Annotated in this window: 23 protein-coding genes; 10 read left to right on the forward strand and 13 right to left on the reverse strand. The window is 63.2% G+C overall.

Going from position 1 to position 19946, the window contains the following annotated elements; translation table 11 throughout:
- Positions 1–53 precede the first annotated feature (53 nt).
- Entirely contained in the window at positions 54–404 is a 351-nt protein-coding gene (locus B5E66_RS10305) for a hypothetical protein (protein WP_143406976.1), read from the forward strand.
- A gap of 96 nt (positions 405–500) precedes the next feature.
- A complete protein-coding gene (locus tag B5E66_RS10310) occupies positions 501–851 on the forward strand; it encodes a hypothetical protein (RefSeq protein ID WP_143406977.1) in 351 nt (116 codons plus the stop codon).
- A 135-nt stretch (positions 852–986) separates the two neighbouring features.
- Here B5E66_RS10310 and dnaJ read toward each other — a convergent pair whose 3' ends face one another.
- From dnaJ to trxA, 6 genes are all read right to left on the reverse strand, one after another.
- Positions 987–2156 (reverse strand): molecular chaperone DnaJ, encoded by a 1170-nt coding sequence (dnaJ, locus tag B5E66_RS10315; protein WP_087232513.1) that lies wholly within the window; start codon positions 2154–2156, stop codon positions 987–989.
- 173 nt (positions 2157–2329) lie between these two features.
- Positions 2330–4162: a molecular chaperone DnaK gene (gene dnaK / locus B5E66_RS10320; protein ID WP_087232516.1), complete on the reverse strand. Its 1833-nt coding sequence runs from the start codon at positions 4160–4162 to the stop codon at positions 2330–2332.
- 98 nt (positions 4163–4260) lie between these two features.
- Positions 4261–4911: a nucleotide exchange factor GrpE gene (locus B5E66_RS10325; protein WP_087232519.1), complete on the reverse strand. Its 651-nt coding sequence runs from the start codon at positions 4909–4911 to the stop codon at positions 4261–4263.
- Positions 4912–4923: 12 nt separating this feature from the next.
- Positions 4924–5979 carry a heat-inducible transcriptional repressor HrcA gene (gene hrcA / locus B5E66_RS10330; RefSeq protein ID WP_242958155.1) on the reverse strand — a complete coding sequence of 352 codons (1056 nt, stop codon included), beginning with the start codon at positions 5977–5979 and terminating at the stop codon, positions 4924–4926.
- A 211-nt stretch (positions 5980–6190) separates the two neighbouring features.
- Complete coding sequence (locus tag B5E66_RS10335; protein ID WP_087232522.1) at positions 6191–6733, reverse strand: stage V sporulation T C-terminal domain-containing protein; 543 nt, start codon at positions 6731–6733, stop codon at positions 6191–6193.
- A gap of 139 nt (positions 6734–6872) precedes the next feature.
- Entirely contained in the window at positions 6873–7184 is a 312-nt protein-coding gene (gene trxA, locus B5E66_RS10340; RefSeq protein ID WP_087232525.1) for a thioredoxin, read from the reverse strand.
- Between the two features lie 428 nt (positions 7185–7612).
- Between trxA and B5E66_RS10345 the strand changes: the two genes are divergently transcribed.
- The 6 genes from B5E66_RS10345 to B5E66_RS10370 all read left to right on the forward strand — a co-directional run bounded on the left by B5E66_RS10345 (position 7613) and on the right by B5E66_RS10370 (position 11238).
- Positions 7613–8347: a UTRA domain-containing protein gene (locus tag B5E66_RS10345; RefSeq protein WP_087232528.1), complete on the forward strand. Its 735-nt coding sequence runs from the start codon at positions 7613–7615 to the stop codon at positions 8345–8347.
- 157 nt (positions 8348–8504) lie between these two features.
- A complete protein-coding gene (locus B5E66_RS10350) occupies positions 8505–9026 on the forward strand; it encodes a nitroreductase family protein (RefSeq protein WP_087232531.1) in 522 nt (173 codons plus the stop codon).
- Positions 9026–9706 carry a pentapeptide repeat-containing protein gene (locus B5E66_RS10355; RefSeq protein ID WP_242958156.1) on the forward strand — a complete coding sequence of 227 codons (681 nt, stop codon included), beginning with the start codon at positions 9026–9028 and terminating at the stop codon, positions 9704–9706. The genes B5E66_RS10350 and B5E66_RS10355 overlap by 1 nt, the downstream gene beginning before the upstream one ends.
- A 28-nt stretch (positions 9707–9734) precedes the next feature.
- Complete coding sequence (locus B5E66_RS10360) at positions 9735–10226, forward strand: GNAT family N-acetyltransferase (RefSeq protein ID WP_087232534.1); 492 nt, start codon at positions 9735–9737, stop codon at positions 10224–10226.
- Positions 10227–10337: 111 nt separating this feature from the next.
- Positions 10338–10643 carry a YerC/YecD family TrpR-related protein gene (locus tag B5E66_RS10365; RefSeq protein WP_087232537.1) on the forward strand — a complete coding sequence of 102 codons (306 nt, stop codon included), beginning with the start codon at positions 10338–10340 and terminating at the stop codon, positions 10641–10643.
- Positions 10644–10662: 19 nt separating this feature from the next.
- A complete protein-coding gene (locus tag B5E66_RS10370; protein ID WP_087232540.1) occupies positions 10663–11238 on the forward strand; it encodes a DJ-1 family glyoxalase III in 576 nt (191 codons plus the stop codon).
- Between the two features lie 61 nt (positions 11239–11299).
- Here B5E66_RS10370 and B5E66_RS10375 read toward each other — a convergent pair whose 3' ends face one another.
- The 6 genes from B5E66_RS10375 to B5E66_RS10400 form a co-directional block, all read right to left on the reverse strand.
- Complete coding sequence (locus tag B5E66_RS10375) at positions 11300–12244, reverse strand: transketolase family protein (RefSeq protein ID WP_087232543.1); 945 nt, start codon at positions 12242–12244, stop codon at positions 11300–11302.
- A gap of 3 nt (positions 12245–12247) precedes the next feature.
- Positions 12248–13102 carry a transketolase gene (locus B5E66_RS10380; RefSeq protein WP_087232546.1) on the reverse strand — a complete coding sequence of 285 codons (855 nt, stop codon included), beginning with the start codon at positions 13100–13102 and terminating at the stop codon, positions 12248–12250.
- A 247-nt stretch (positions 13103–13349) separates the two neighbouring features.
- On the reverse strand, positions 13350–14450 hold the full coding sequence (locus tag B5E66_RS10385; RefSeq protein WP_087232549.1) for a dipeptide epimerase: 1101 nt from the start codon (positions 14448–14450) through the stop codon (positions 13350–13352).
- Between the two features lie 76 nt (positions 14451–14526).
- A complete protein-coding gene (locus tag B5E66_RS10390) occupies positions 14527–15030 on the reverse strand; it encodes an N-acetyltransferase (protein WP_087232552.1) in 504 nt (167 codons plus the stop codon).
- A gap of 227 nt (positions 15031–15257) precedes the next feature.
- A complete protein-coding gene (locus B5E66_RS10395) occupies positions 15258–16178 on the reverse strand; it encodes a SufB/SufD family protein (protein WP_087232555.1) in 921 nt (306 codons plus the stop codon).
- The gene (locus tag B5E66_RS10400) at positions 16178–16930 is read right to left on the reverse strand and encodes an ABC transporter ATP-binding protein (protein WP_087232558.1); all 753 of its coding nucleotides are present in this window, start codon (positions 16928–16930) and stop codon (positions 16178–16180) included. The genes B5E66_RS10395 and B5E66_RS10400 overlap by 1 nt, the downstream gene beginning before the upstream one ends.
- Positions 16931–17540: 610 nt before the next feature.
- Between B5E66_RS10400 and B5E66_RS10405 the strand changes: the two genes are divergently transcribed.
- Positions 17541–18179: a rhomboid family intramembrane serine protease gene (locus B5E66_RS10405; protein WP_087232561.1), complete on the forward strand. Its 639-nt coding sequence runs from the start codon at positions 17541–17543 to the stop codon at positions 18177–18179.
- 13 nt (positions 18180–18192) lie between these two features.
- A complete protein-coding gene (locus B5E66_RS10410) occupies positions 18193–19149 on the forward strand; it encodes a hypothetical protein (protein WP_087232564.1) in 957 nt (318 codons plus the stop codon).
- 230 nt (positions 19150–19379) lie between these two features.
- On the opposite strand, the gene B5E66_RS10415 is transcribed toward B5E66_RS10410, so the two are convergent.
- Positions 19380–19916 carry a gamma carbonic anhydrase family protein gene (locus B5E66_RS10415; RefSeq protein WP_087232567.1) on the reverse strand — a complete coding sequence of 179 codons (537 nt, stop codon included), beginning with the start codon at positions 19914–19916 and terminating at the stop codon, positions 19380–19382.
- Between the last annotated feature and the right edge of the window lie 30 nt (positions 19917–19946).

Genomic DNA, 19946 nt, shown 5'->3' on the forward strand with positions numbered 1-19946 from the left:
GGAATGTGCCGTTACAATAAAATTTAACCTTCGCAAAGAAAAGGAGTGTTATTATGGAAATGAACGTTCGTATGCCCGCCAATTACAATGTCATGAACGAGGAAGAAATGACCTACACCACCGGTGGTGCTCCCGCGGCTTATTATGTGTCGCTGGCTGGCTCTCTGGTCGTTGGCGGCCTGCTGCTGTACAACTGGGTCGATCAGCTGCTGGGCGCCCGCAGCTGGTATGCTGCCAACAAGACCGGCAACATCGGCACCGATCTGGAGAAGGGCATTGACACCTGGCTCAACTACACCACTTCTTCTGTGATGAACTGTGTCCGCAGCGTGCTGGCTACCGCCGGCAGCCTGAGCGGCCCCATCGGCTGGGTCGTCACTGCGGTCGCCTTCGCCACCGTTTAAGGGTCTTACCAAAGGTCTAAATGGGCGGCCGCCACCTTGGTGGCGGCCGCCTTTTAGCATTCCAATCGGTAAAAATCAAAGCAAAGGAGTATTACTATGGAAATGACTGTTCGTATGCCTGCCAATTACAACGTCATGAACGAGGAAGAAATGACCTACACCTCCGGCGGCGCTCCTGTAGCTACTTATGTTGCATGGGGCCTCGGTGCTGCATTCACCATCGGCTGGTACTGGAACTGGCTCGATCTGCTGATCGGCGCCCGCGGCTGGTATGCTGCCAACAAGAGCGGCGATCTGGGCACCGACCTGGAGAAGGGCGTTGACGCCTGGGTGGACTACACCACTTCTTCTGTGGTGAACTGCATCCGCAGCATCTGCGCTACCAGCACTGCTGTCTTCTCCCCCATTGGCTGGATCGGTGACGTCCTGGCATTTGCCACTGTCTGATGACAGAGGGTATACCCAAGACCTGAATAGGGCGGCGACCTGACTTTTGCGGCGGGCCGCCGCCCTTTTTGTGCAAAAAAACCGGAGGCGGCGTGCCGTTTGACGCGCTGCCCCCGGTTTCTTTATGTGCGTGCGTTATTTGTTGCTGTTCAAAATGTCCTTCAGCTTGCGGAAAAAGCCCTTGCGCTTTTCGTAGTTGTCGTCCTTCATCAGGTCCTCGAACTTCTTCAGGGCGTCCCGCTGGGCTTTGTTCAGCTTTTTGGGGATCTCCACGTCGCACTTGACGTACATATCCCCCCGGCCCCGGCCGTTCAGATACTGGATGCCCTTGCTGCGCAGCCGGAAGGTGGTGCCGCTCTGGGTGCCCTCGGGCAGGGTGTATTCCACCTTGCCGTCGATGGTGGGTACGGTGATCTTATCCCCCAGCACCGCCTGGCTGAAGGTGATGGGCACGGTGACCCACACGTCGTAGCCGTCCCGCTGGAACAGGTCGCTGGGCTTGACGGTGACCATGACGATCACATCGCCGGCGGGGCCGCCGTTCGAGCCGGCGTCGCCCATCCCGCGCAAAGCAAAGCTCTGATCGTCGTCGATGCCCATGGGGATGCTGACTTCCAGTGTCTTTTTGGTGGATACCTTGCCGCTGCCATGGCACACCTTGCAGGGGGTGCGGATCAGCTTGCCCTTGCCGCCGCAGCGCTGGCAGGGCTGCTGGCTCTGCATCACGCCGAAGGGGGTGCGCTGCTGCTGGATGGTGTAGCCGCGGCCGCCGCAGTCGGGACAGGTCTCGGGGCTGGTGCCGGGGGCCGCGCCGGTGCCGCCACACTCGGTGCAGGCCTGCTGCCGGGTGATGGTGATGTTCTTCTTGCAGCCGTGCACCGCCTCGTCAAAGGTCAGGGTGATCCGTACCCGGATGTCCTGACCCTTGCGGGGGGCGTTGGGGTTGGAGCGGGAGCCGCCCGCAAAGCCGCCGAAGCTCCCCCCGAAGATATCCCCGAAGATGTCTCCGAAGTCCATCCCGCCAAAGCCGCCGAAACCGCCTGCCCCGCCGCCCTGGCTGGCCGCATAGTTGGGGTCTACCCCGGCAAAGCCGAACTGGTCGTAGCGCTTGCGCTTCTCGGGATCGGAGAGGACCTCGTGGGCCTCGTTGATCTCCTTGAATTTTTCCTCGGCGCTCTTGTCGCCGGGGTTGTAGTCCGGGTGGTATTTCAAAGCCAGCTTACGGTAGGCCTTTTTGATCTCCTCATCCGTGGCCGTTTTGGACACACCCAGGACTTCGTAATAATCACGTTTTTCCTGTGCCATTTCCACTCACCTCTCGCCTGCCAGCCGCGCTGGCCTGTAAAACCGGCAAATGCCGCCCCGGAAAACCGGAGCGGCTTTGCCTTTTGCGGGCAGCTGCCGGCAGGCACCGGCGCTCCCCTTTCAGCCTGTGCCCCCGCCGGTTTGGCCGGAGAGCCAGTGCATGATCCGCTTGATTAGACTTCCTTGAAGTCGGCGTCCACGACGCCGTCATCGTTGGGCTTGCTGCTGCCGCCATTGCTGCCGGTATCGGGGCCGGAGGCTGCGCCTGCGGCCTGCTGTGCGGCGGCTGCGGCCTGGTACATCCGCTCGAACACCTGGCTCAGAGCGTCCTGCTTGGACTTGATGTCGTCGATGCTGCCGGACTGGAGGGCGTTCTTCAGGTCACTCAGCTTGCTCTCGGCCTCGCTCTTGACGTCGGCGGGCAGCTTGTCGCCGTTCTCCTTCAGCATCTTCTCAGTCTGGAAGACCATCTGGTCGGCGCCGTTGCGGATGTCGATCTCCTCGCGCTTCTTCTTGTCCTCGGCGGCATACTGCTCGGCCTCCTTGACGGCCTTGTCGATATCCTCCTTGGACATATTGGTGGAAGCGGTGATGGTGATCTGCTGCTCCTTGCCGGTGCCCAGGTCCTTGGCGCTGACCTTCACGATGCCGTTGGCGTCGATATCAAAGGTGACCTCGATCTGAGGCACGCCGCGGGGAGCCGGTGCGATGCCGTCCAGGTGGAACACGCCCAGGCTCTTGTTGTCGCGGGCAAACTCACGCTCGCCCTGCAGCACGTTGATCTCAACGGAGGGCTGGTTGTCGGCTGCGGTGGAGAACACCTGGCTCTTGTGGGTGGGGATGGTGGTGTTGCGGTCGATGATCTTGGTGCACACGCCGCCCAGGGTCTCGATGCCCAGGCTCAGCGGGGTGACGTCCAGCAGCAGCAGGCCCTTGACGTCGCCCTGCAGCACGCCGCCCTGGATAGCAGCGCCGATGGCCACGCACTCGTCGGGGTTGATGCCCTTGAAGGGCTCGCAGTTCAGCTCCTTCTTGACCGCGTCGTAGACGGCGGGGATACGGGTGGAGCCGCCCACCATCAGGACCTTCTTCAGGTCAGAGGCGTGCAGGCCGGCGTCGGCCAGAGCCTTGCGCACGGGGGTCATGGTGCGGTCCACCAGGTCGGCGGTCAGCTCGTTGAACTTGGCCCGGGTCAGGGTCATGTCCAGGTGCTTGGGGCCGGTGGCGTCCGCGGTGATGAAGGGCAGGTTGATCTGGGTGGTCATGGCGCTGGACAGCTCGATCTTGGCCTTCTCGGCGGCCTCCTTCAGGCGCTGTGCGGCCATCTTGTCCTTGCGCAGGTCGATGCCGTTCTCCTTCTGGAAGGCGTCTGCCATCCAGTCGATGACGCGCTGGTCGAAGTCGTCACCGCCCAGGTGGGTGTCGCCGTTGGTGGCCAGGACCTCGGTGACGCCGTCGCCCATCTCAATGATGGACACATCGAAGGTGCCGCCGCCCAGGTCGTAGACCATGATCTTCTGGTCATCTTCCTTGTCGATGCCGTAGGCCAGGGATGCGGCGGTGGGCTCGTTGATGATGCGGCGGACGTTCAGGCCCGCGATGGTGCCGGCGTCCTTGGTGGCCTGGCGCTGGCTGTCGTTGAAGTAGGCGGGCACGGTGATGACGGCCTCGGTGACAGTCTCGCCCAGGTAAGCCTCAGCGTCAGCCTTCAGCTTCTGCAGGATCATGGCGCTGATCTGCTGGGGCGTGTACTCCTTGCCGCCCAGGGTGACTTTTTCGTTGGTGCCCATCTTGCGCTTGATGGACGAAACGGTGTTTTCAGGGTTGGTGATGGCCTGGCGCTTTGCCACCTGGCCCACCAGGCGGTCGCCGGTCTTGGTGAAGCCCACCACCGAGGGGGTGGTGCGGGCGCCTTCGGCGTTGGGGATGACGACGGGCTCGCCGCCTTCCATCACGGCGACGCAGCTGTTGGTCGTACCAAGGTCGATACCAATGATCTTGCTCATAATAAAGGCTCCTCTCTCAAAGCTCATGCTTGTTTGTCTTGCTGATTTCTATGCGTAAAACGCGATCGTATCACGGAAAGATCTCTTGACGGGGCGGACTACTCGGCCACCACGACGGTGGCATGGCGGACGATCTTGTCCCCCAGCTTGTAGCCCTTCTGGTAGACGGTGACCACCGTGCCGCTCTCCTGCCCTTCCTGGGCGGGGACCTGCTGCACGGCGTTCATCAGGTTGGGATCGAAGGGCTTGCCCAGCACCTCGATCTCCTCCACCCGCAGGGTGTGGAAGGCTTTGGCGGCCTTCTCCAGGGTCATGGTGACGCCCTTCTTGTAGTTCTCGTCGGCACAGGGGGCGTTGGCGGCCATTTCCAGGGTGTCCAGGATGGGGATGATCTGGTTCACCGCATAGGAGATGCCGTCGTTGAACTTCTGGTCGGCCTCCCGGGTGGTGCGCTTGCGGTAGTTGTCGTATTCGGCGGCGATCCGCAGCAGCTGTTCCTTGGCCTGGGCGGCGGATTTTTCGGCGGCGGCCAGCTGGGCTTTCACGCCCTCCAGCTCCCGGCTCTTTTTGTTGAACCATCCGTCCTTTTTCTTGGCGTCCTCTTTGGGCTCCTCCTTGGGGGCGCCGGCCGGATCGGCTGTCCCGGTCTCGGGAGAAGCGGCCTGCTGGGCTGCTTCCTCCTTTACGCCGGTGTCAGGCGCCTGTTCGGGGGCCCCGGCCTCGGGGGCCTTTTTGGTTTCTTCGCTCATCTGCGCTCCTCCTTATATATGACGGGTCCGCCGGGGCACGGCGGCCTGTGGTGCTTCTTTGCGTTTGCCTGCCATCCCCTCGCCCAGCTCGTCGGCGAAGGCTTCCAGCAGGGGGATCACTTTGCTGAAGGGCATCCGGGTGGGACCCACCAGGGCCACCGAACCGAACAGCCCGCCCCCGGCCAGATACCGGCAGCTGACCACCGAAAGACCGGGGATCCGGGGGTCCATATCCTCCCCCAGCAGGACGCTGGTGCCTTCGGCGGGGGCTGTGATCAGCCGGGCCGCTGCGGCCTCGTCGTTGAGCAGCGTGAGGATCTGCTGCACCCCGCCCTGCAGCTGGGGCCAGTCCAGCAGGAAAGGCTCGCCGCCCAGGTAGACCCTGGGCGTGGCGGATTCCTCCAGGATGGCGGCCGCTGCGCTGACCACCGGCACCAAGGTGGGGCTGATCTGGCTGCACAGCTCGGCCAGCCTCCGCTGGGTCAGGTCCACCGCCGCCACAAAGGTCAGGCTGTGGTTGAGCAGGGACGCCAGCTGCGCGGCGTTCTCCCGGGTCAGACCCTCCCGCACCCGGGCCACCCGGGTGCGCACATAGCCGGCGGTGGTCACCGCCAGGACGGCGGCGGCGCTGCGGCCTACCTGCACCACCTCAAAGTGGGCGATGCACAGGTCGTCGGCACAGGGCGTGCTGACCGCCGCGGTGTAGCCGCTCATCTGGGCCAGCGCCTTGACGGCGCCCTGCGCCAGACGGTCCGGTTCGTGGTCCAGGCTGGCGAACACGCTGTCTATCCGGGCCCGGGTCACACGGTCCAGAGGCTGGCTGTCATCCAGAAGGTGGTCGATATAATAGCGGTAACCCTTGGCGCTGGGCACCCGGCCCGCGCTGGTGTGGGGCTGCTCCAACAGGCCGAGCCGTGTCAGGGCGGCCATTTCATTGCGCAGCGTTGCGCTGGATACCGCCATATCAAAGTAGTTGGCAAGGACGCTGCTGCCCACTGGCTCCCCCTCTACGCTGTAGAGGGATACGATTGCCCGCAGCACCCGCTGCTTGCGCTCATCCATTGCCATGCTGTCCCGCCTCCCTGTCCTGTGTCCGTTTGTTTGTGGATGCCTTAGCACTCTTTATCTCTGAGTGCTAAGTTTATTATATGCAAAACAGGCGCGCTGTCAAGGGGATGGCAAAAAAGTTTTCAATTCTGTCATAATCTCCGCCTTTTGACCCAAGGCGCAAAAAACGGGCCGCAGGCCCAAAGGCCCGCAGCCCGGCACGCTGTCGGGTTCACTCCTCCATCTGTTTGGCCAGAAAAGCCGCCGCCACCGACACCGCCTTCTGGTGGGCGGCGTCGGGCTTTTCGCTGCGGTCTTCGGTCAGCAGGCCGACGGCGCCGGTGACGTCCCCCGCCGCCACAATGGGCCAGGCGCACAGGATGGCCCGATCCGAACCCTCACAGGGCAGGACGGCCTGTTCCGGGCTGCCCTCGTTCAGATAGGGCTTGCGGCTCTCCATCAGCTTTTCCAGGGGCTGGCTGACGCTGCGGTCCGCGATCTCCCGCCGGCCGGTGCCGCTGACCGCGATGATGTGATCCCGGTCCGAGACAAAGGCGGTCATGGCAAAGCACTTGTTCAGCACATCGGTGTATTGGCTGGCGGTGCTGTGCAGCTCCCCGATGGGAGAGTACTTTTTAAAGATGACTTCCCCGTCGCCGGTGGTGAAGATCTCCAGGGGGTCTCCCCGGCGGATGCGCTGGGTGCGGCGGATCTCCTTGGGGATCACCACCCGTCCCAGCTCGTCGATGCGGCGGACAATGCCGGTTGCTTTCATGTTGTTTTCCTCACTTTCCTTTTTATAGGGCCTGTGATGGATAGTATCTGTAAGAAAAGGGGATTTATACCCGGCAGAACCGAAAAGCGCCCTGCTTTCGCAGGGCGCTTTAAATGGTGCAAAGGTCTTTTGGTATCTTTTATACGTCCAGCAGAGCCAGGACGCCCGCTTTGGGCCGGCTGCCCACCGACTGGTTGACCAGCTTGCCGTTCTTGAACACCAGCAAAGCGGGGATGCTCATGACGCCGAACTGGGCTGCCAGCTCGGGCTGCTCATCCACGTTCACCTTGCCGACTTTGACGTCGGGGCGTTCCTCGGCCACCTGGTCCACGACGGGGGAAAGCATGCGGCAGGGACCGCACCAGCTTGCCCAGAAGTCCAGCAGGACGGTCTTGTCACTCTGAAGCACTTCGGTGTTAAAATTCTCTTTGTTGATGGTAACAACAGACATTTCCTTCTACCTCCCAGTATCTCAGCGCGTATGGCGCGGCGTCTTGTTTACGGTTACAGTATAACCGGAAAGGGCCCGCTCGTTCCGTAACTGTGTCACCGATGGCGGGAGCCGCACAAAACGGGCGTCCTGGCGTCAAAACAGGAGGAAAAAGTATCCTTGTTCATACAAGCATACTACTTTAAACAATAGCACACCTGTGCACACAAGTCAATACTAAAAATAAAGTTTTCGGGATTTTTTCTCACTTTTTGTCAGGCCGCACAAATTTGCGGGTTGATTTTTGCAAGTTTTTGCTGTAAACTTGTAACAGTAAAAACAGCGGACGTTTCCCGCCTCATCCGCTTTTTGAACAACCCCGCCGGTCCCAGTTTGAAACCATACCGCACCGCCGGGGGCCCAGGCAGGCGGCAGAGAGGAAGGCCTTTATGCCCCGTTCCAAATTCGGTGATATCTATCGTGACCTTAAAAACAAGATTGAGCAGGGGGACTATCCCTACCAGTCCCTTGTGCCCTCCGAGAACACCCTGGTGTCGGTGTACGGCTGCTCCCGCAACACGGTGCGCCGGGCCCTGGCCGGGCTGATCGAGGGGGGCTATGTCCAGGCCATCCAGGGCAAGGGGGTGCGTGTGCTCTACCGCCCCGCAGCCCGGGCCCCCTTCACCTTGGGCCGCATGGAGAGCTTCCATGAGACGGCGGCGCGCTGCCGGACCCATTACCAGACGCGGGTGGTTCACTTCTCCATGACCCAGACCGACAGCGCCCTGGCTGCGGCCAGCGGCTTCCCGCCTGGAGTGGACGTCTACCATGTGGAACGGGTCCGGGTGGTGGAGGGCCGGGCTTTGATCCTGGATGTGAGCTACTTTCTCCGGTCGGTGGTCAAGACCCTGACCCCGGAGGCGGCCGAACAGTCCATCTATGCCTATCTGGAAAAGGAGCTGGGCATCCAGATCATGACCAGCAAGCGGACCATCACGGTGGAGCGGACCACCCCTGCCGACCGGCTGTACCTGGATATGGGCGGCTTTGACTGCCTGGCCGTGCTGACCAACCAGGCGTTCAATGCCGACGGCATCCTGTTTGAATACACCGTCTCCCATTATCATCCGGAATATTTCCGCTTTCAGGACACGGCCAGCCGCCACGGCAAGAAAGCCGAGTGACCCATTTGCCATGGCATCATGGCTCAAAAGCAAAGGAGCCGCTGCACCTCGAGCAGCCCGGCTCCTTTTTGATTTGCGTTCTGCCCGTTTGTGCGGTATACTGGACGTGCCGGGGCGGTTTTGCCCCGCATTCCAAGACCAAAGGAGGGCCTGTACCATGACCAATGAAACCCTTGAAACTTTGAAGAACCGCCGCAGCTGCCGCGCCTACCTGCCCAAGCAGATCACGGAGGAGGAACTGGACGCCGTGCTGGAGGCGGGCACCTATGCCCCCACCGCCAAAGGGCTGCAGAGCCCCAGGATCGTTGTCATCCAGGATGAGGCCACCCGCGCCAAATTGTCTGCCATGAACGCCGCCGTCATGGGCTCCACCGGCGACCCCATGTATGGGGCGCCCACCTATCTGCTGGTGATCGCCGATGCCCACCGCCCCACCGCCCAGCAGGACGGCAGCCTGGTGATGGGCAATCTGATGAACGCTGCCGCCAGCCTTGGGCTGGGCAGCTGCTGGATCAACCGGGCCCGGGAGATGTTCGACACCCAGGAGGGCAAGGACCTGCTGGCCGCATGGGGCATCCAGGGCGACTGGGAAGGGGTAGGCTTCTGCATCCTGGGCTACCCCGCCGCCCAGCCCAAGCCGGCGACCCCCCGCAAGGCGGACTACATCGTCCGGGTGTGATGGGCCGGAAAGACAGACTGCCCGCAGCCCCTGCCCTGCCCGCCGGCGGCCAGGGTCTGGTCCTGCTGGAAGGTCCCGAGGGGGCGGCCCGCCTGTATGCCCTGGCAGGGGCGGAGGATGAGGGCGCCGGGCTCTGGGTGCGGGGCGCGGACCTGTCGGGGGAGGAGCTGGACGGCCTGACGCTGTCCCGCTGCCTGCTGGAGGACTGCCGCCTGACCGGGGCGGGCCTGCGCAAGGCCGCCTTGACCGACTGCATCCTGCGCTGCTGCGACCTGTCGGGGGCGCAGGGGTATGACGGCAGCTGGCAGCGCTGCGCCTGGCAGGGGGTCAAGGCCCTGGGGGCCAACCTGTCGGGCAGCCGCCTGAAGGACTGGTCCTGCACCGACAGCCGCCTGGAGGCCCTGCGCCTGGACGACGGCGTCCTGGAGCACGCCAGCCTCCTGCGCACCAGCCTGGCGGGGGCCAATCTGGCCGGGCTGCGCTGGAAACAGCTGGTTTTGGAGGACGTGGACCTGTCGGGGGCCTGCGTCACCGGGGCCAGCCTGCGGGGGCTGGACCTGCGCAGCTGCCGCTTGGACGGCCTGACCGCCGGGGAATCCCTGCGGGAGCTGCGGGGCGCCATCGTGGACCCCATCCAGGCCGCAGTCCTCGCCCGGCTGCTGGGACTGGACATCCGCTGAAAACCCACCAAACGCTGAAAGGAACGTTATGAAGCCTGATTACAAGCTGGTCGCCAAGGCCAAATATATCCACCTCACCGCCGACCTTGCCGCCGCTCTGTGGCAGGAATGCTACAAGAAATTCTATCCCCCCAAACAGCTGGATGCCCTGGTGCAGCGGCTGCAAAGCGCCGACGCCATCGAGGAGGACATCGACGGCCAGGCCAACTATTTCGTGGTGCAGCTGGGCGGCAAGCCCGTGGGCTATTTTGCCTGGAAGATGGAGAACACCGCCCTGCATCTGCTGCACCTGTACCTGCTGCCCGAGTACCGGGGCAAGGCCCTGGGCCGGGATATCCTGGCCTCCTGCGAGCGTCTGGCCCGCAGCGACGGCAAGGGCCGGGTATGGCTGCATGTGCACACCAAAGCCCTCCCCGTCATCGCCTTTTTCAAGGAGCGGGGCTACCGTCCCGGCGCGCCCGAGACGGTGGACGATGGCGGCATCCGGATGGATCTGACCCCGATGGAAAAATTCCTCTGATTTTGCATTTTTTCAGCAATTCAGCATTGCATTTTTGGCCGGTTTGGTTTACACTTACACTAAAGCAATGAAGCGCCCCCCGGGCGCCATCTGACCAGTGAGGACATTATCATGGCAAAAGATCATCCGACCGGCAAATCGGGCCTGTACCAGGCCATCCTCAAGCTCGAGACGCCAGAGCAGTGCTACCGCTTTTTCCAGGACGTATGCAGCTATTCCGAGCTGAGCGCCATGGAGCAGCGCTACGACATCGCCGAGATGCTTGCAGACAAACGCATTTATACCGACATCAAGGAAAAGACCGGCGCGTCCAGCGCCATCATCAGCCGGGTCAACCGGGTACTGTGTGCGCAGGGCAGCGTCCTGCGGCAGTTCGTGGAAGAAGAACGTCCGGCCGCCCCTGATGCCGGGGAGTAAAGACAGGAGGAGAACCCCAATGAGCAAAGCAGTTGTATTTTTCGCCCAGGGCACCGAGGAGTGCGAGGCGCTCCTGGTGGTGGACCTGCTGCGGCGGGCCAAGGTGGAGGTCGTGGTGGCCTCGGCCTCGGGCAGCCTGCAGGTGACCGGCAGCCACGGCATCACCCTGACCGCCGACGCCCTGGCCGAGGATGTGGATTACAGCGGGGTGGACCTGGTGGTGCTGCCCGGCGGCATCCCCGGCACGCCCAACCTGGCGGCCAACCAGACCGTCTGCGACACCGTCAAGGCCTTTGCGGCCCAGGGCAAGAAGGTAGCGGCCATCTGCGCCGCCCCCAGCATCCTGGCCGACCTGGGCCTGCTGGAGGGCAAGAAGGCCACCGCCCATGCCGCGTTCCAGGACAAGCTGGCAGGCGCCGCCGTGCTGAACCAGGAAGTGGTGGTGGATGGCTCCATCACCACCAGCTATGGCCTGGGCGGCGCCATCCCCTTTGGACTGGAGCTGGTGCGCCAGCTGGCAGGCCCCGATGAGGCCGCCCGCATCCAGAAGGCCATCGCCTACAAGCACAGCCTGCTGTACGCTTCCCATAAGTGAACTGTTGTTCCAACACGCAAAAGAGCCGCTGCTTTTGGGCAGCGGCTCTTTTTTGCTGTTATCAGCAGCCCAGCATTTCGTGGGCGGTCTTTTCGATGGTGGCGGCGTCCAGGCCAAAGGCGTGGATCAGGTCCCATGCGGGGCCGGAGCAGGCGAACTTGTCCTGGATGCCCACACGGCGCACGGGGGTGGGCAGCTTTTCGCTCAGCAGCGAGCAGACCGCTTCGCCCAGGCCGCCGATGACGCTGTGCTCCTCGCAGGTGATGACCCTGCGGCAGTCACGGGCGGCCTCCAGGATGATCTCCTCATCCAGAGGCTTGATGGTGTGGATGTTGATCACGCGGGCGCCGATGCCCTGCTCGGCCAGGTGGCCGGCGGCGATGCGCGCCTCGTTGACCTCCAGGCCGGTGGCGATGATGGCGATGTCGTTGCCGTCGGTGACCTTTTCACCCTTGCCGATCTCAAAGTGGTAGGTGGCCGCGTCGTGGAAGACGGGCACCGCCAGACGGCCGAACCGCAGATACACCGGGCCCTGCATGGCGTAGGCCGCCCGCACGGCTGCGCAGGCTTCCACGTCGTCCGAGGGGCAGATGACGGTCATCCCGGGCAGAGAGCGCATCAGGGCAAAGTCCTCGCAGCACTGGTGGGAAGCGCCATCCTCGCCCACCGAGATGCCGCCGTGGGAGGCGCCGATCTTGACGTTCAGCCGGGGGTAAGCGATGGAGTTGAGGATCTGCTCATAGGCCCGCGCCGCGGCAAACATGGCAAAGCTGGACACAAAGGGGGTCAGCCCCATGGTGGACAGGCCGGCGGCCACACCGATCATGTTGGCCTCGGCGATGCCGCACTCAAAAAAGCGCTCGGGGGCCACTTTCTGGAACATGGCGGTGCAGGTGGAAACCGACAGGTCGGCGTCCAGCACCACCAGGTCGGGGTGCTGGGCGGACAGCTCCTGCAGGGTGCGGCCATAGCTGTCGCGGGTCGCGATATTCTTTACTTCTGCCATAGGTCAGCACTCCTCCTTTTCCAGCCGGGCCATGGCGGCGTTCAGCTCGTCCATGGCGGTGCGGTAGTCGTCATCGCCGGGGCCTTTGCCGTGCCAGTTGGCGTTGTTTTCCATATAGCTGACGCCCTTGCCCTTGGTGGTGTTCAGGATGATGAAGGTGGGGCGGCCCTTTTCGGCGTGGAAAGCTTCCACCGCCGCTTCGATCTGGTCCAGGTCGTGGCCGTCCACGGACAGCACCTTGAAGCCGAAGGACTCCAGCTTTTTGTCCTGGGGGGCGCTGTTCATGACTTTTTCAATGGGGCCGTCGATCTGCAGATGGTTCAGGTCCAAAAAGACGCACAGGTTGTCCAGCTTGTAGTGGGAAGCAAACATGAAGGCTTCCCAGCACTCGCCTTCCTCGATCTCGCCGTCGCCCATGATGGCGTAGACCCGCACCTGGTCCAGTCCCTTGACCTTGGCGCCCAGGGCCATGCCGCAGGCAGAGGAAATGCCCTGGCCCAGGCTGCCGGTGGACATATCCACGCCGGGGACGGTGTTCATGTTGGGATGGCCCTGCAGGCGGCTGCCGATCTTGCGCAGGGTCAGCAGCTCCTCGGCGGGGAAAAAGCCCCGCTCAGCCAGGGCTGCGTAGAGAGCCGGGGCCGCATGGCCCTTGGAAAGGACCAGCCGGTCCCGCTCAGGCCAGGCGGGGTTTGCGGGGTCTACCCGCATCTCCCGGAAGTACAAAAAGGACAGCACCTCCGCGATGGACAGGCTGCCGCCGGGATGGCCGCTTTTGGCGCTGTGGGTGCTTTCGATCACACCCATGCGGATGCGGCAGGCGTGTTTTTGCAGGGCAAGTTTTTCTGCGTTTGTCATAGATCGTCCTTCCATTTGCACTGGTTCGTCTCCCCGAAGGGCCCGCCCTCGCGGCGGGCAAAAAACCGGAATGCCGGAGACACGCTGTATTCCAACTTAATATTATCTATTCTGCCCTAAAAGGTCAAGATGATTTTGTCAAAATGTACAGCGGCGGGGAAATTCATGCTGAAGCCGTTGTTTTTTTGTGGAAAATGCACGGCGTTCGGAGCGCCAAAAAGCCCCGGCAGGCCGCCGGGGCGCGGGATCACGGTTCCAGATAGGTCAGATAGCCGGGCTGGATGCCCTGGATGCCCATGCCGGGGGCGTCCGAAACGGTGATCCGCTTTTCGTCAAAGCGGGCGCCGCCCACCACCGGGTCCGTGCTGCACAGCACCGGGCCGTCCAGATCCACCCGGGTGATGATGCTGCGGGCGCAGGCCAGCTCCACGGCGGCGTTGACGGCGATCTTGGCCTCCAGCATACAGCCGATCATGCATTCCACCCCACAGATCTCGGCGGCCGCAGCGATGCGCAGGGCGTTGGTCAGGCCGCCGCATTTCATCAGCTTGATGTTGACGTAGTCCGCCGCCCGGGTCTGGAAGATGCGCAGCGCATCGGCGGGTGAAAAGACGCTCTCGTCCGCCATCACCGGCACCCAGCTGTGCTGTGTGACGTATTGCAGGCCCTCCAGGTCCCGGGCGGGCACGGGCTGCTCCACCAGTTCGAGGCCCAGGCCCCGGTCCTGCATCTCGTTCAGGATGCGGACCGCCTGCCGGGGGGTCCAGGCCTGGTTGGCGTCGATCCGGATGCAGACTTCGTCCCCTACCGCCTGGCGCACCGCCGCCAGCCGGGCGGTGTCCAGGGCCGGGTCGGCCCCCACCTTGACCTTCAGGCAGTCGTAGCCCCGGGCCACGGCGTCCAGGGCGTCCTGGGCCATCTGCTGGGGCGGGTTGACGCTGATGGTGAGATCGGTGACCAGGCTGCGCCGGGACGAGCCCAGCAGCTTGTGCACCGGGATGCGGTGCAGCTGGCCGTACAGGTCCCACAGGGCCATGTCCACAGCGGCCTTGGCGCTGGTGTTGTGCACCCCGGCGTTTTGCACCAGGGCGGTGACGGACTCCAGGTCATCCACCTCGCGGCCCAGGATGGCCGGGGCGATCAGCTCCCGCACGGCTCCGATGATGCCGCCGGCGGTGTCCCCGGTGATGGGGCCGGTGGGGGGTGCTTCGCCATAGCCCACGGCGCCGGTGTCGGTGTGCAGCTCCACCACGATGTCCTCTACGTGGTCCACGGTGCGCAGCGCGGTCTTGAAGGGCACCCGCAGGGGAACGGACAATTTGCCAAGACGTACCTGCGTGATCTTCATAGCAGGGCCTCCTTTGTTTCAAACGCTTGCAAAGCAGGAAAAGGGACGGCGATCGCCGTCCCTTTGGGATGTAAGTTCAATCGTGGGCCAGCTGATGGACCCCCAGCTTCTGGTAAGCGATGCGGGGGCTGCCGTCGGCCACATGGATGATGCCGCAGCGGGTGAAGCCGTTGGACTCCAGCACATGCTGCATGATCTTGTTGTCGGCGTGGGTGTCGGCCCGCAGGCTCTCACAGTGCTCCAGGCACCACTCAATGACCATCCGGGCCACGCCGGGGCGATGGCCGGCCGACGCCAGCCGGTGCAGGGTGCCATAAGGCCCGTTGGCCAGCCACTGGCCGTCCTCGATCTTTTTATAAGTAGGGTCTTCGCCCAGGATGAAAGCGAAGACGGCCTCCAGCTCGCCGTTGATGACACAGACGAACAGCCGGTTGGACAGGATGTCCTCCTCGATCAGCTGGCGTGAAGGATAGTTGTCCCCCCACTGGGTCGGGTTGCCGTTCTGGGCCATCAAAGCCCTGGCCCGGGCGTAGACCTCCATGATCTGATCCAGTTCAAACCGGTTTGCTCCACGAAACATGAATCCTCCACCTTCTCTGTCAAACTTGCAATGGGAGCGCACAGCGCCCGAGGATGGTTTGCTCTCCCTGTACCGGGGCCGCAGTGCCCCGGCTGGCATGAAATCAGTATACTACATTTTTACTGAAAATTCCATCTTTTTGTGTCGGGAGTTGGACAAAAAAGAAAAACATCCCCACCATCGCAGTTTATTTTGCCCCGGCCGGGGGCGTGAAGGGGAGGCAGGGCTCACTTCAAAAAGCCCTGGATGATCTGCTCCTCGGCTTCCTCCTCGGTCAGGCCGAGGGTCAGGAGCTTGGTGATCTGGTCGCCGGCGATCTTGCCGATGGCTGCCTCATGGATGAGGGCGGCGTCCAGGTCGTTGGCGTCCAGCTGGGGCACCGCCAGCACCCGGGCGTGATCCATGATGATGGCGTCGCACTCCGAGTGGCCCGAGCAGGGGGCGTTGCCGGTGATCAGGGCGTCGAACTTCTGGTAGGAGCGGTCCCTGGCCACCGAGCGGGACACCACGTCGGCGCTGGACCCGGCGCCGTTGAGGGTGACGTTGTAGCCGCTGAGGGCCACCTGGCGGCCGTGGGTCATCAGGCGCTCCCGCACCACCAGGCGCGCGCCTGCGGCCAGGTCGGCCACCGTCTTGCGGTTGGTGGAGTCCACGCCCTTGATCTGGACCATCTCCATCTCCATTGAGCTGCCCTCGTCCAGGTGCACTTCGGTGACGGGGTTGAGGATCCGCATCCCCATGCCGTCCCCCTGGCCGTAGTGCTTTTCCACATAGCGCACATGGGCGTTTTTGCCCACCTGGAAGCGGTGGATGCCGTCGTGCTCCGAATCCTGGTTGCCGCAGTTGTCGATGCCGCAGCCCGCCACGATCAGCACGTCGCAGTCATCCCCGATGAAAAAGTCGTTGTAGACCGTCTCCTTCAGGCCGCTCTCGCTGAGCACCACCGGGATGTGGACGCTCTCATGCTTGGTGCCCGGCTTGATGTGGATGTCGATGCCGGTGCCGTCCGCCTTGGGGACGATGTCGATGTGGGCCGTGGAGTTGCGGGCCACGGCCTGGCCGTTGGAGCGGATGTTGTAGGCACCCTCGGGGATGCCGTGCAGGTCGGCCACTTCGGCCAGGATCTGCTTTTGGATGTTGTCTAGCATTATGCCTCTCTCCCTCCCTGTTCCAGTATGGTGCAGGCGTTGACGGCGGACGTGGTGCCCAGCAGCCCGGGCAGGATCTCAGCCCGGGGCCCGTGCTGGGTCACCTTGCCGGCAGCCAGCACGATGATCTCGTCGGCAATGTTGAGGATGCGCTCCTGGTGGGAAATGACGATGATGGAGCCGTCTGTGTTCTTCTGCTGCATCCGCTCGAACACCTGGATCAGGTTCTGGAAGCTCCACAGGTCGATGCCGGCCTCCGGCTCGTCAAAGACCGACAGCTTCTGGCCCCGGGCCAGCACGGTGGCGATCTCGATCCGCTTCAGCTCGCCGCCGGACAGGCTGGCGTTCACCTCGCGGTTGACATAGTCTTTGGCGCACAGGCCCACCTCGGACAGGTAGGCGCAGGCATCGGTGATGCTCAGGGGACGGTCCTTGCCTGCGGCGATCCGCAGCAGGTCCAGCACCTGGATGCCCTTGAACCGGACCGGCTGCTGGAAGGCATAGCTGATGCCGCGGTTGGCACGGTCGGTGATGCTCATTTGGGTGATGTCCTCCCCGTCCAGCAGGATGCGGCCGGCGGTGGGCTTCTCGATGCCGGCGATCAGCTTGGCCAGGGTGGATTTGCCGCCGCCGTTGGGGCCGGTGATGGCCACAAAGGCGCGGTCCGGGATGGAAAGGGAGATATCCCGGATGATCTCTTTCTGTCCCTGTTCCCCCGGGACATCAAAGGATATATGCTCGAGTTCCAGCATTGGATAACACCTCGTTGAAGCTGAGCCTCTTTAAACAAAGAGGTATTGTTTGGGTCGGTTTGCACGCAAGGCCGCAATGCCTCGCAAAGGCATTATACCCGAAAAGCAGTGGGGTGTCAATCCTATAATTTCGCTAGGAAATGAACGGGCCGTGTTAAAACCGGGAAAAGTTTTCCACACGGCGAAAAAGGACGCGGCCTGACCCCCTATGTTGAAAAGTGGGGAGAGGTGTATTCCGAAACGGAAAATCCCCAAAACAGATGGGTTTTGCGGTTTAACAAAACAGTCGAAAGCCGGCGCAACACTTACGAAACTGCGGGGGGCACCGGGGAGTCAGAACCGGCAAACGGGCCGCAAAAAGGCCGATGGCTTTACCTCATGTATAAACCACAGGAAAATAAAAGTGTTGAAAACTCCGTTGAAAGTGTGGAAAAGCGGCGGAAAATTCCTCCCGCATCCAGCGCAGCGGGTGGAAAACCCGGTGGAAAAGGTGAAAAACTCCCCTGCCGGTTGAACGGCCCGCCCAAACATGATACAATAAAGCCAGTCTTGGCCCTGCTGCGGAAAACGGCGCAGGGCCGCATATCCGATTGCATACAGGAGGCTTGACATGAACTGGCTGACAAAGCTCGAGCGGAAATACGGCCGCTGGTGTATCCCCAACCTCATCGCCATCCTAGTGGGCGGGCAGATCGTCGTCTATGCGGTGGAACTGTTTGTGAACCGCTATATCACCTATTTCCTCACCCTCACCCGGCCGGCCCTCTTTGCCGGCGAGGTCTGGCGTCTGGTGACCTTCCTGTTCGTACCCTTTTCCTCGGGCGGCATCCTGAGCTTTGCCCTGGGGGCCTACTTCACCTGGTTCATCGGGTCGGCGCTGGAGGCTGTGTGGGGGGACTTCCGCTTCAACCTCTATATCCTGGCGGGGATGCTGGGGGCGGTGCTGGCCTGCCTGGCCACCGGCTGGGCGGACACCTACTGTCTGTCCCTGTCCCTTCTGCTGGCCTTTGCGCTGCTCTACCCCGAGATGCAGGTGCTGCTGTTCTATATCATCCCCATCAAGGTCAAGTATTTTGGGATCTTTGCGGCGGCCATCTGGGTGCTCAGCTTTTTCGGCACCAGCTGGGCGGGCCGGCTGAATTACCTGCTGTCCATGGCGGGGTTCTTTTTGTTCTTCGGCCCCGTGCTCTGGTCCAACATCCGTGCGTGGTACCGGCGGGAGCAGTGGCGGCGCCGGAACCGCCGCTGAGGAGGGCCGCGCCATGATGCTGGACCGTCTGGAGGGCAACCAGGCCCTGAAAGAGGAGGTGGGCCGGATGCTGGCGGCCCGCCGCCTGAGCCACAGCCTGCTGCTGGTGGGCGAGGAGGGCCTGGGGGCCGGCTTTGCGGCGCGCTGCATCGCCGCGGATTACCTCTACCCGGCGGGAGGGCCCGCCGCCGAGGCCCTGCTGCGGGGGGAATGCTGCCGCGCCGTGGCCAAAGCCGGCGACCGCTCCAGCGGCCAGGTGGAAACGGGGATCGTGCGGGAGGCCATCTCGGTGGAAGGGATGGGCAGCGGCGGACGGTATCTGGTGGGCCAGGTGACCGCCATGCGCAGCGAGATCTTCAACACCAGCCTGTCGGCGGAGGGGCGGGCCGTCCTGCTCTACCACGCCGAAAAGATGAACGGCGAGTCGGCCAACGCCCTGCTGAAAGTGATGGAGGAGCCCCCCGAGGGGGTGCTTTTTGTGCTGACCGCCCAGTCTCTGGCGGGGGTGCTGCCCACCATCCGCAGCCGGTGCGTCAGTTTTGCTTTGGCGCCGGTGCCGGCAGAGGACTGCGCCGCCTTCTGCGCCGGACAGGGGGTGCCCAAAAAGGAAGCCGCCCGGCTGTCCGACCTCTTTGAAGGGCGGATCGGGTCGGTGCTGGCCGCTGCACAGGACCCTGCCCGCCGCAGGCAGCTGGAGGAGGCGGAAGCCCTGGCCCGGGCGGCCGCCGCCGGGGACCACTACGCCGCCTCGGTCCTGCTGGCCCGCTACGAGCGGGACAAGGCGGGGGCCGTGGTCCTGCTGCGGGATCTGTGCGCCTATGCGGCGGCAGGGCTGCGGGGCGGTAAGATTTCCCCCTTGCAGGGCCAGGCGGCCGCCGGGACCGCCCGGCTGGCCGGGCAGGCCATCTGGCAGCTGGAGCGGCAGGTCAATGTGAAAATCGTGCTGCAAGTGTTTGCGGCAAGCCTGTAAACGCACAAGACCCCCGCCCCGGCGCTTGCGGTACGCCGGAACGGGGGCCCTGTGTGGGGTATTACTTTGGGTGTGAGGAGGAATCATGTGCAAGTCAGCGGTTGCGGCCCCGCCGGCTTGTGATTGTAGTATACCCAGTCTTTGCGTGAAAATGGTTACAAACCTGTGAAGAAACTGTAAAAAGGCCCAAGGGGGGCGCGGGCGCTTTTTCAAAACGCCGAAAACCGGCATCATTCCTTGATTTTCGCGCTTTCCGATGGGACGGCTGCGGCATGCTGCGCCCCAAGGTGCACATAGGATATAGCGTTGTATTGGCAGGCGGCGGCCTGCGCCTGGCTGACATCCTTCACCACGCGGGCGGGAGCGCCCACGGCCAGGGCGCCGTCGGGGATCACTTTGCCCTCCGGCACCAGGGCCCCCGCCCCGATGATGCACCCTTTGCCCACCTTGCAGCCGTTCAGCAGGGTGGCGTGCATCCCGATCAGACTGCCGGCCCCCACCTCGGCCCCGTGGATGATGGCCCCGTGGCCCACCGTCACGTCCCGTTCCAGGATGAGATGGCTGCCGGGGTCGCAGTGCAGCACCGCGTTGTCCTGCACGTTGCAGTTTTCCCCCACCAGGATGCTGCCCTCGTCCCCGCGCAGCACGGCCCCGTACCAGACGGTGGAACCGGCTTCCAGGGTGACGTCCCCCGCCACCACCGCGGTCCCGGCCACAAAGGCTGCGCCCAGGTCCCGGGGCGTTTTTCCGCACACGGTCACAAACATAGTCGAAAAACCACCTTTCTCTTTGAGTCT

The sequence above is a fragment of the Faecalibacterium sp. An121 genome (genome assembly GCF_002160915.1).
In the GTDB taxonomy this organism is placed as follows: domain Bacteria; phylum Bacillota; class Clostridia; order Oscillospirales; family Ruminococcaceae; genus Faecalibacterium; species Faecalibacterium avium.

What these genes read in the sequence shown, in the direction of transcription:
- B5E66_RS10405 (WP_087232561.1), top strand. Translation starts at nt 17,541, where the DNA reads ATGAACTGGCTGACAAAGCTCGAGCGGAAATACGGCCGCTGGTGTATC.
- B5E66_RS10375 (WP_087232543.1), bottom strand. Translation starts at nt 12,244, where the DNA reads ATGGCAGAAGTAAAGAATATCGCGACCCGCGACAGCTATGGCCGCACC.
- B5E66_RS10380 (WP_087232546.1), bottom strand. Translation starts at nt 13,102, where the DNA reads ATGACAAACGCAGAAAAACTTGCCCTGCAAAAACACGCCTGCCGCATC.
- B5E66_RS10355 (WP_242958156.1), top strand. Translation starts at nt 9,026, where the DNA reads ATGGGCCGGAAAGACAGACTGCCCGCAGCCCCTGCCCTGCCCGCCGGC.
- B5E66_RS10365 (WP_087232537.1), top strand. Translation starts at nt 10,338, where the DNA reads ATGGCAAAAGATCATCCGACCGGCAAATCGGGCCTGTACCAGGCCATC.
- dnaJ (WP_087232513.1), bottom strand. Translation starts at nt 2,156, where the DNA reads ATGGCACAGGAAAAACGTGATTATTACGAAGTCCTGGGTGTGTCCAAA.
- B5E66_RS10360 (WP_087232534.1), top strand. Translation starts at nt 9,735, where the DNA reads ATGAAGCCTGATTACAAGCTGGTCGCCAAGGCCAAATATATCCACCTC.
- B5E66_RS10370 (WP_087232540.1), top strand. Translation starts at nt 10,663, where the DNA reads ATGAGCAAAGCAGTTGTATTTTTCGCCCAGGGCACCGAGGAGTGCGAG.
- B5E66_RS10415 (WP_087232567.1), bottom strand. Translation starts at nt 19,916, where the DNA reads ATGTTTGTGACCGTGTGCGGAAAAACGCCCCGGGACCTGGGCGCAGCC.
- hrcA (WP_242958155.1), bottom strand. Translation starts at nt 5,979, where the DNA reads ATGGCAATGGATGAGCGCAAGCAGCGGGTGCTGCGGGCAATCGTATCC.
- B5E66_RS10385 (WP_087232549.1), bottom strand. Translation starts at nt 14,450, where the DNA reads ATGAAGATCACGCAGGTACGTCTTGGCAAATTGTCCGTTCCCCTGCGG.
- B5E66_RS10305 (WP_143406976.1), top strand. Translation starts at nt 54, where the DNA reads ATGGAAATGAACGTTCGTATGCCCGCCAATTACAATGTCATGAACGAG.
- B5E66_RS10325 (WP_087232519.1), bottom strand. Translation starts at nt 4,911, where the DNA reads ATGAGCGAAGAAACCAAAAAGGCCCCCGAGGCCGGGGCCCCCGAACAG.
- B5E66_RS10400 (WP_087232558.1), bottom strand. Translation starts at nt 16,930, where the DNA reads ATGCTGGAACTCGAGCATATATCCTTTGATGTCCCGGGGGAACAGGGA.
- trxA (WP_087232525.1), bottom strand. Translation starts at nt 7,184, where the DNA reads ATGTCTGTTGTTACCATCAACAAAGAGAATTTTAACACCGAAGTGCTT.
- B5E66_RS10410 (WP_087232564.1), top strand. Translation starts at nt 18,193, where the DNA reads ATGATGCTGGACCGTCTGGAGGGCAACCAGGCCCTGAAAGAGGAGGTG.
- B5E66_RS10395 (WP_087232555.1), bottom strand. Translation starts at nt 16,178, where the DNA reads ATGCTAGACAACATCCAAAAGCAGATCCTGGCCGAAGTGGCCGACCTG.
- B5E66_RS10335 (WP_087232522.1), bottom strand. Translation starts at nt 6,733, where the DNA reads ATGAAAGCAACCGGCATTGTCCGCCGCATCGACGAGCTGGGACGGGTG.
- B5E66_RS10350 (WP_087232531.1), top strand. Translation starts at nt 8,505, where the DNA reads ATGACCAATGAAACCCTTGAAACTTTGAAGAACCGCCGCAGCTGCCGC.
- B5E66_RS10390 (WP_087232552.1), bottom strand. Translation starts at nt 15,030, where the DNA reads ATGTTTCGTGGAGCAAACCGGTTTGAACTGGATCAGATCATGGAGGTC.
- dnaK (WP_087232516.1), bottom strand. Translation starts at nt 4,162, where the DNA reads ATGAGCAAGATCATTGGTATCGACCTTGGTACGACCAACAGCTGCGTC.
- B5E66_RS10310 (WP_143406977.1), top strand. Translation starts at nt 501, where the DNA reads ATGGAAATGACTGTTCGTATGCCTGCCAATTACAACGTCATGAACGAG.
- B5E66_RS10345 (WP_087232528.1), top strand. Translation starts at nt 7,613, where the DNA reads ATGCCCCGTTCCAAATTCGGTGATATCTATCGTGACCTTAAAAACAAG.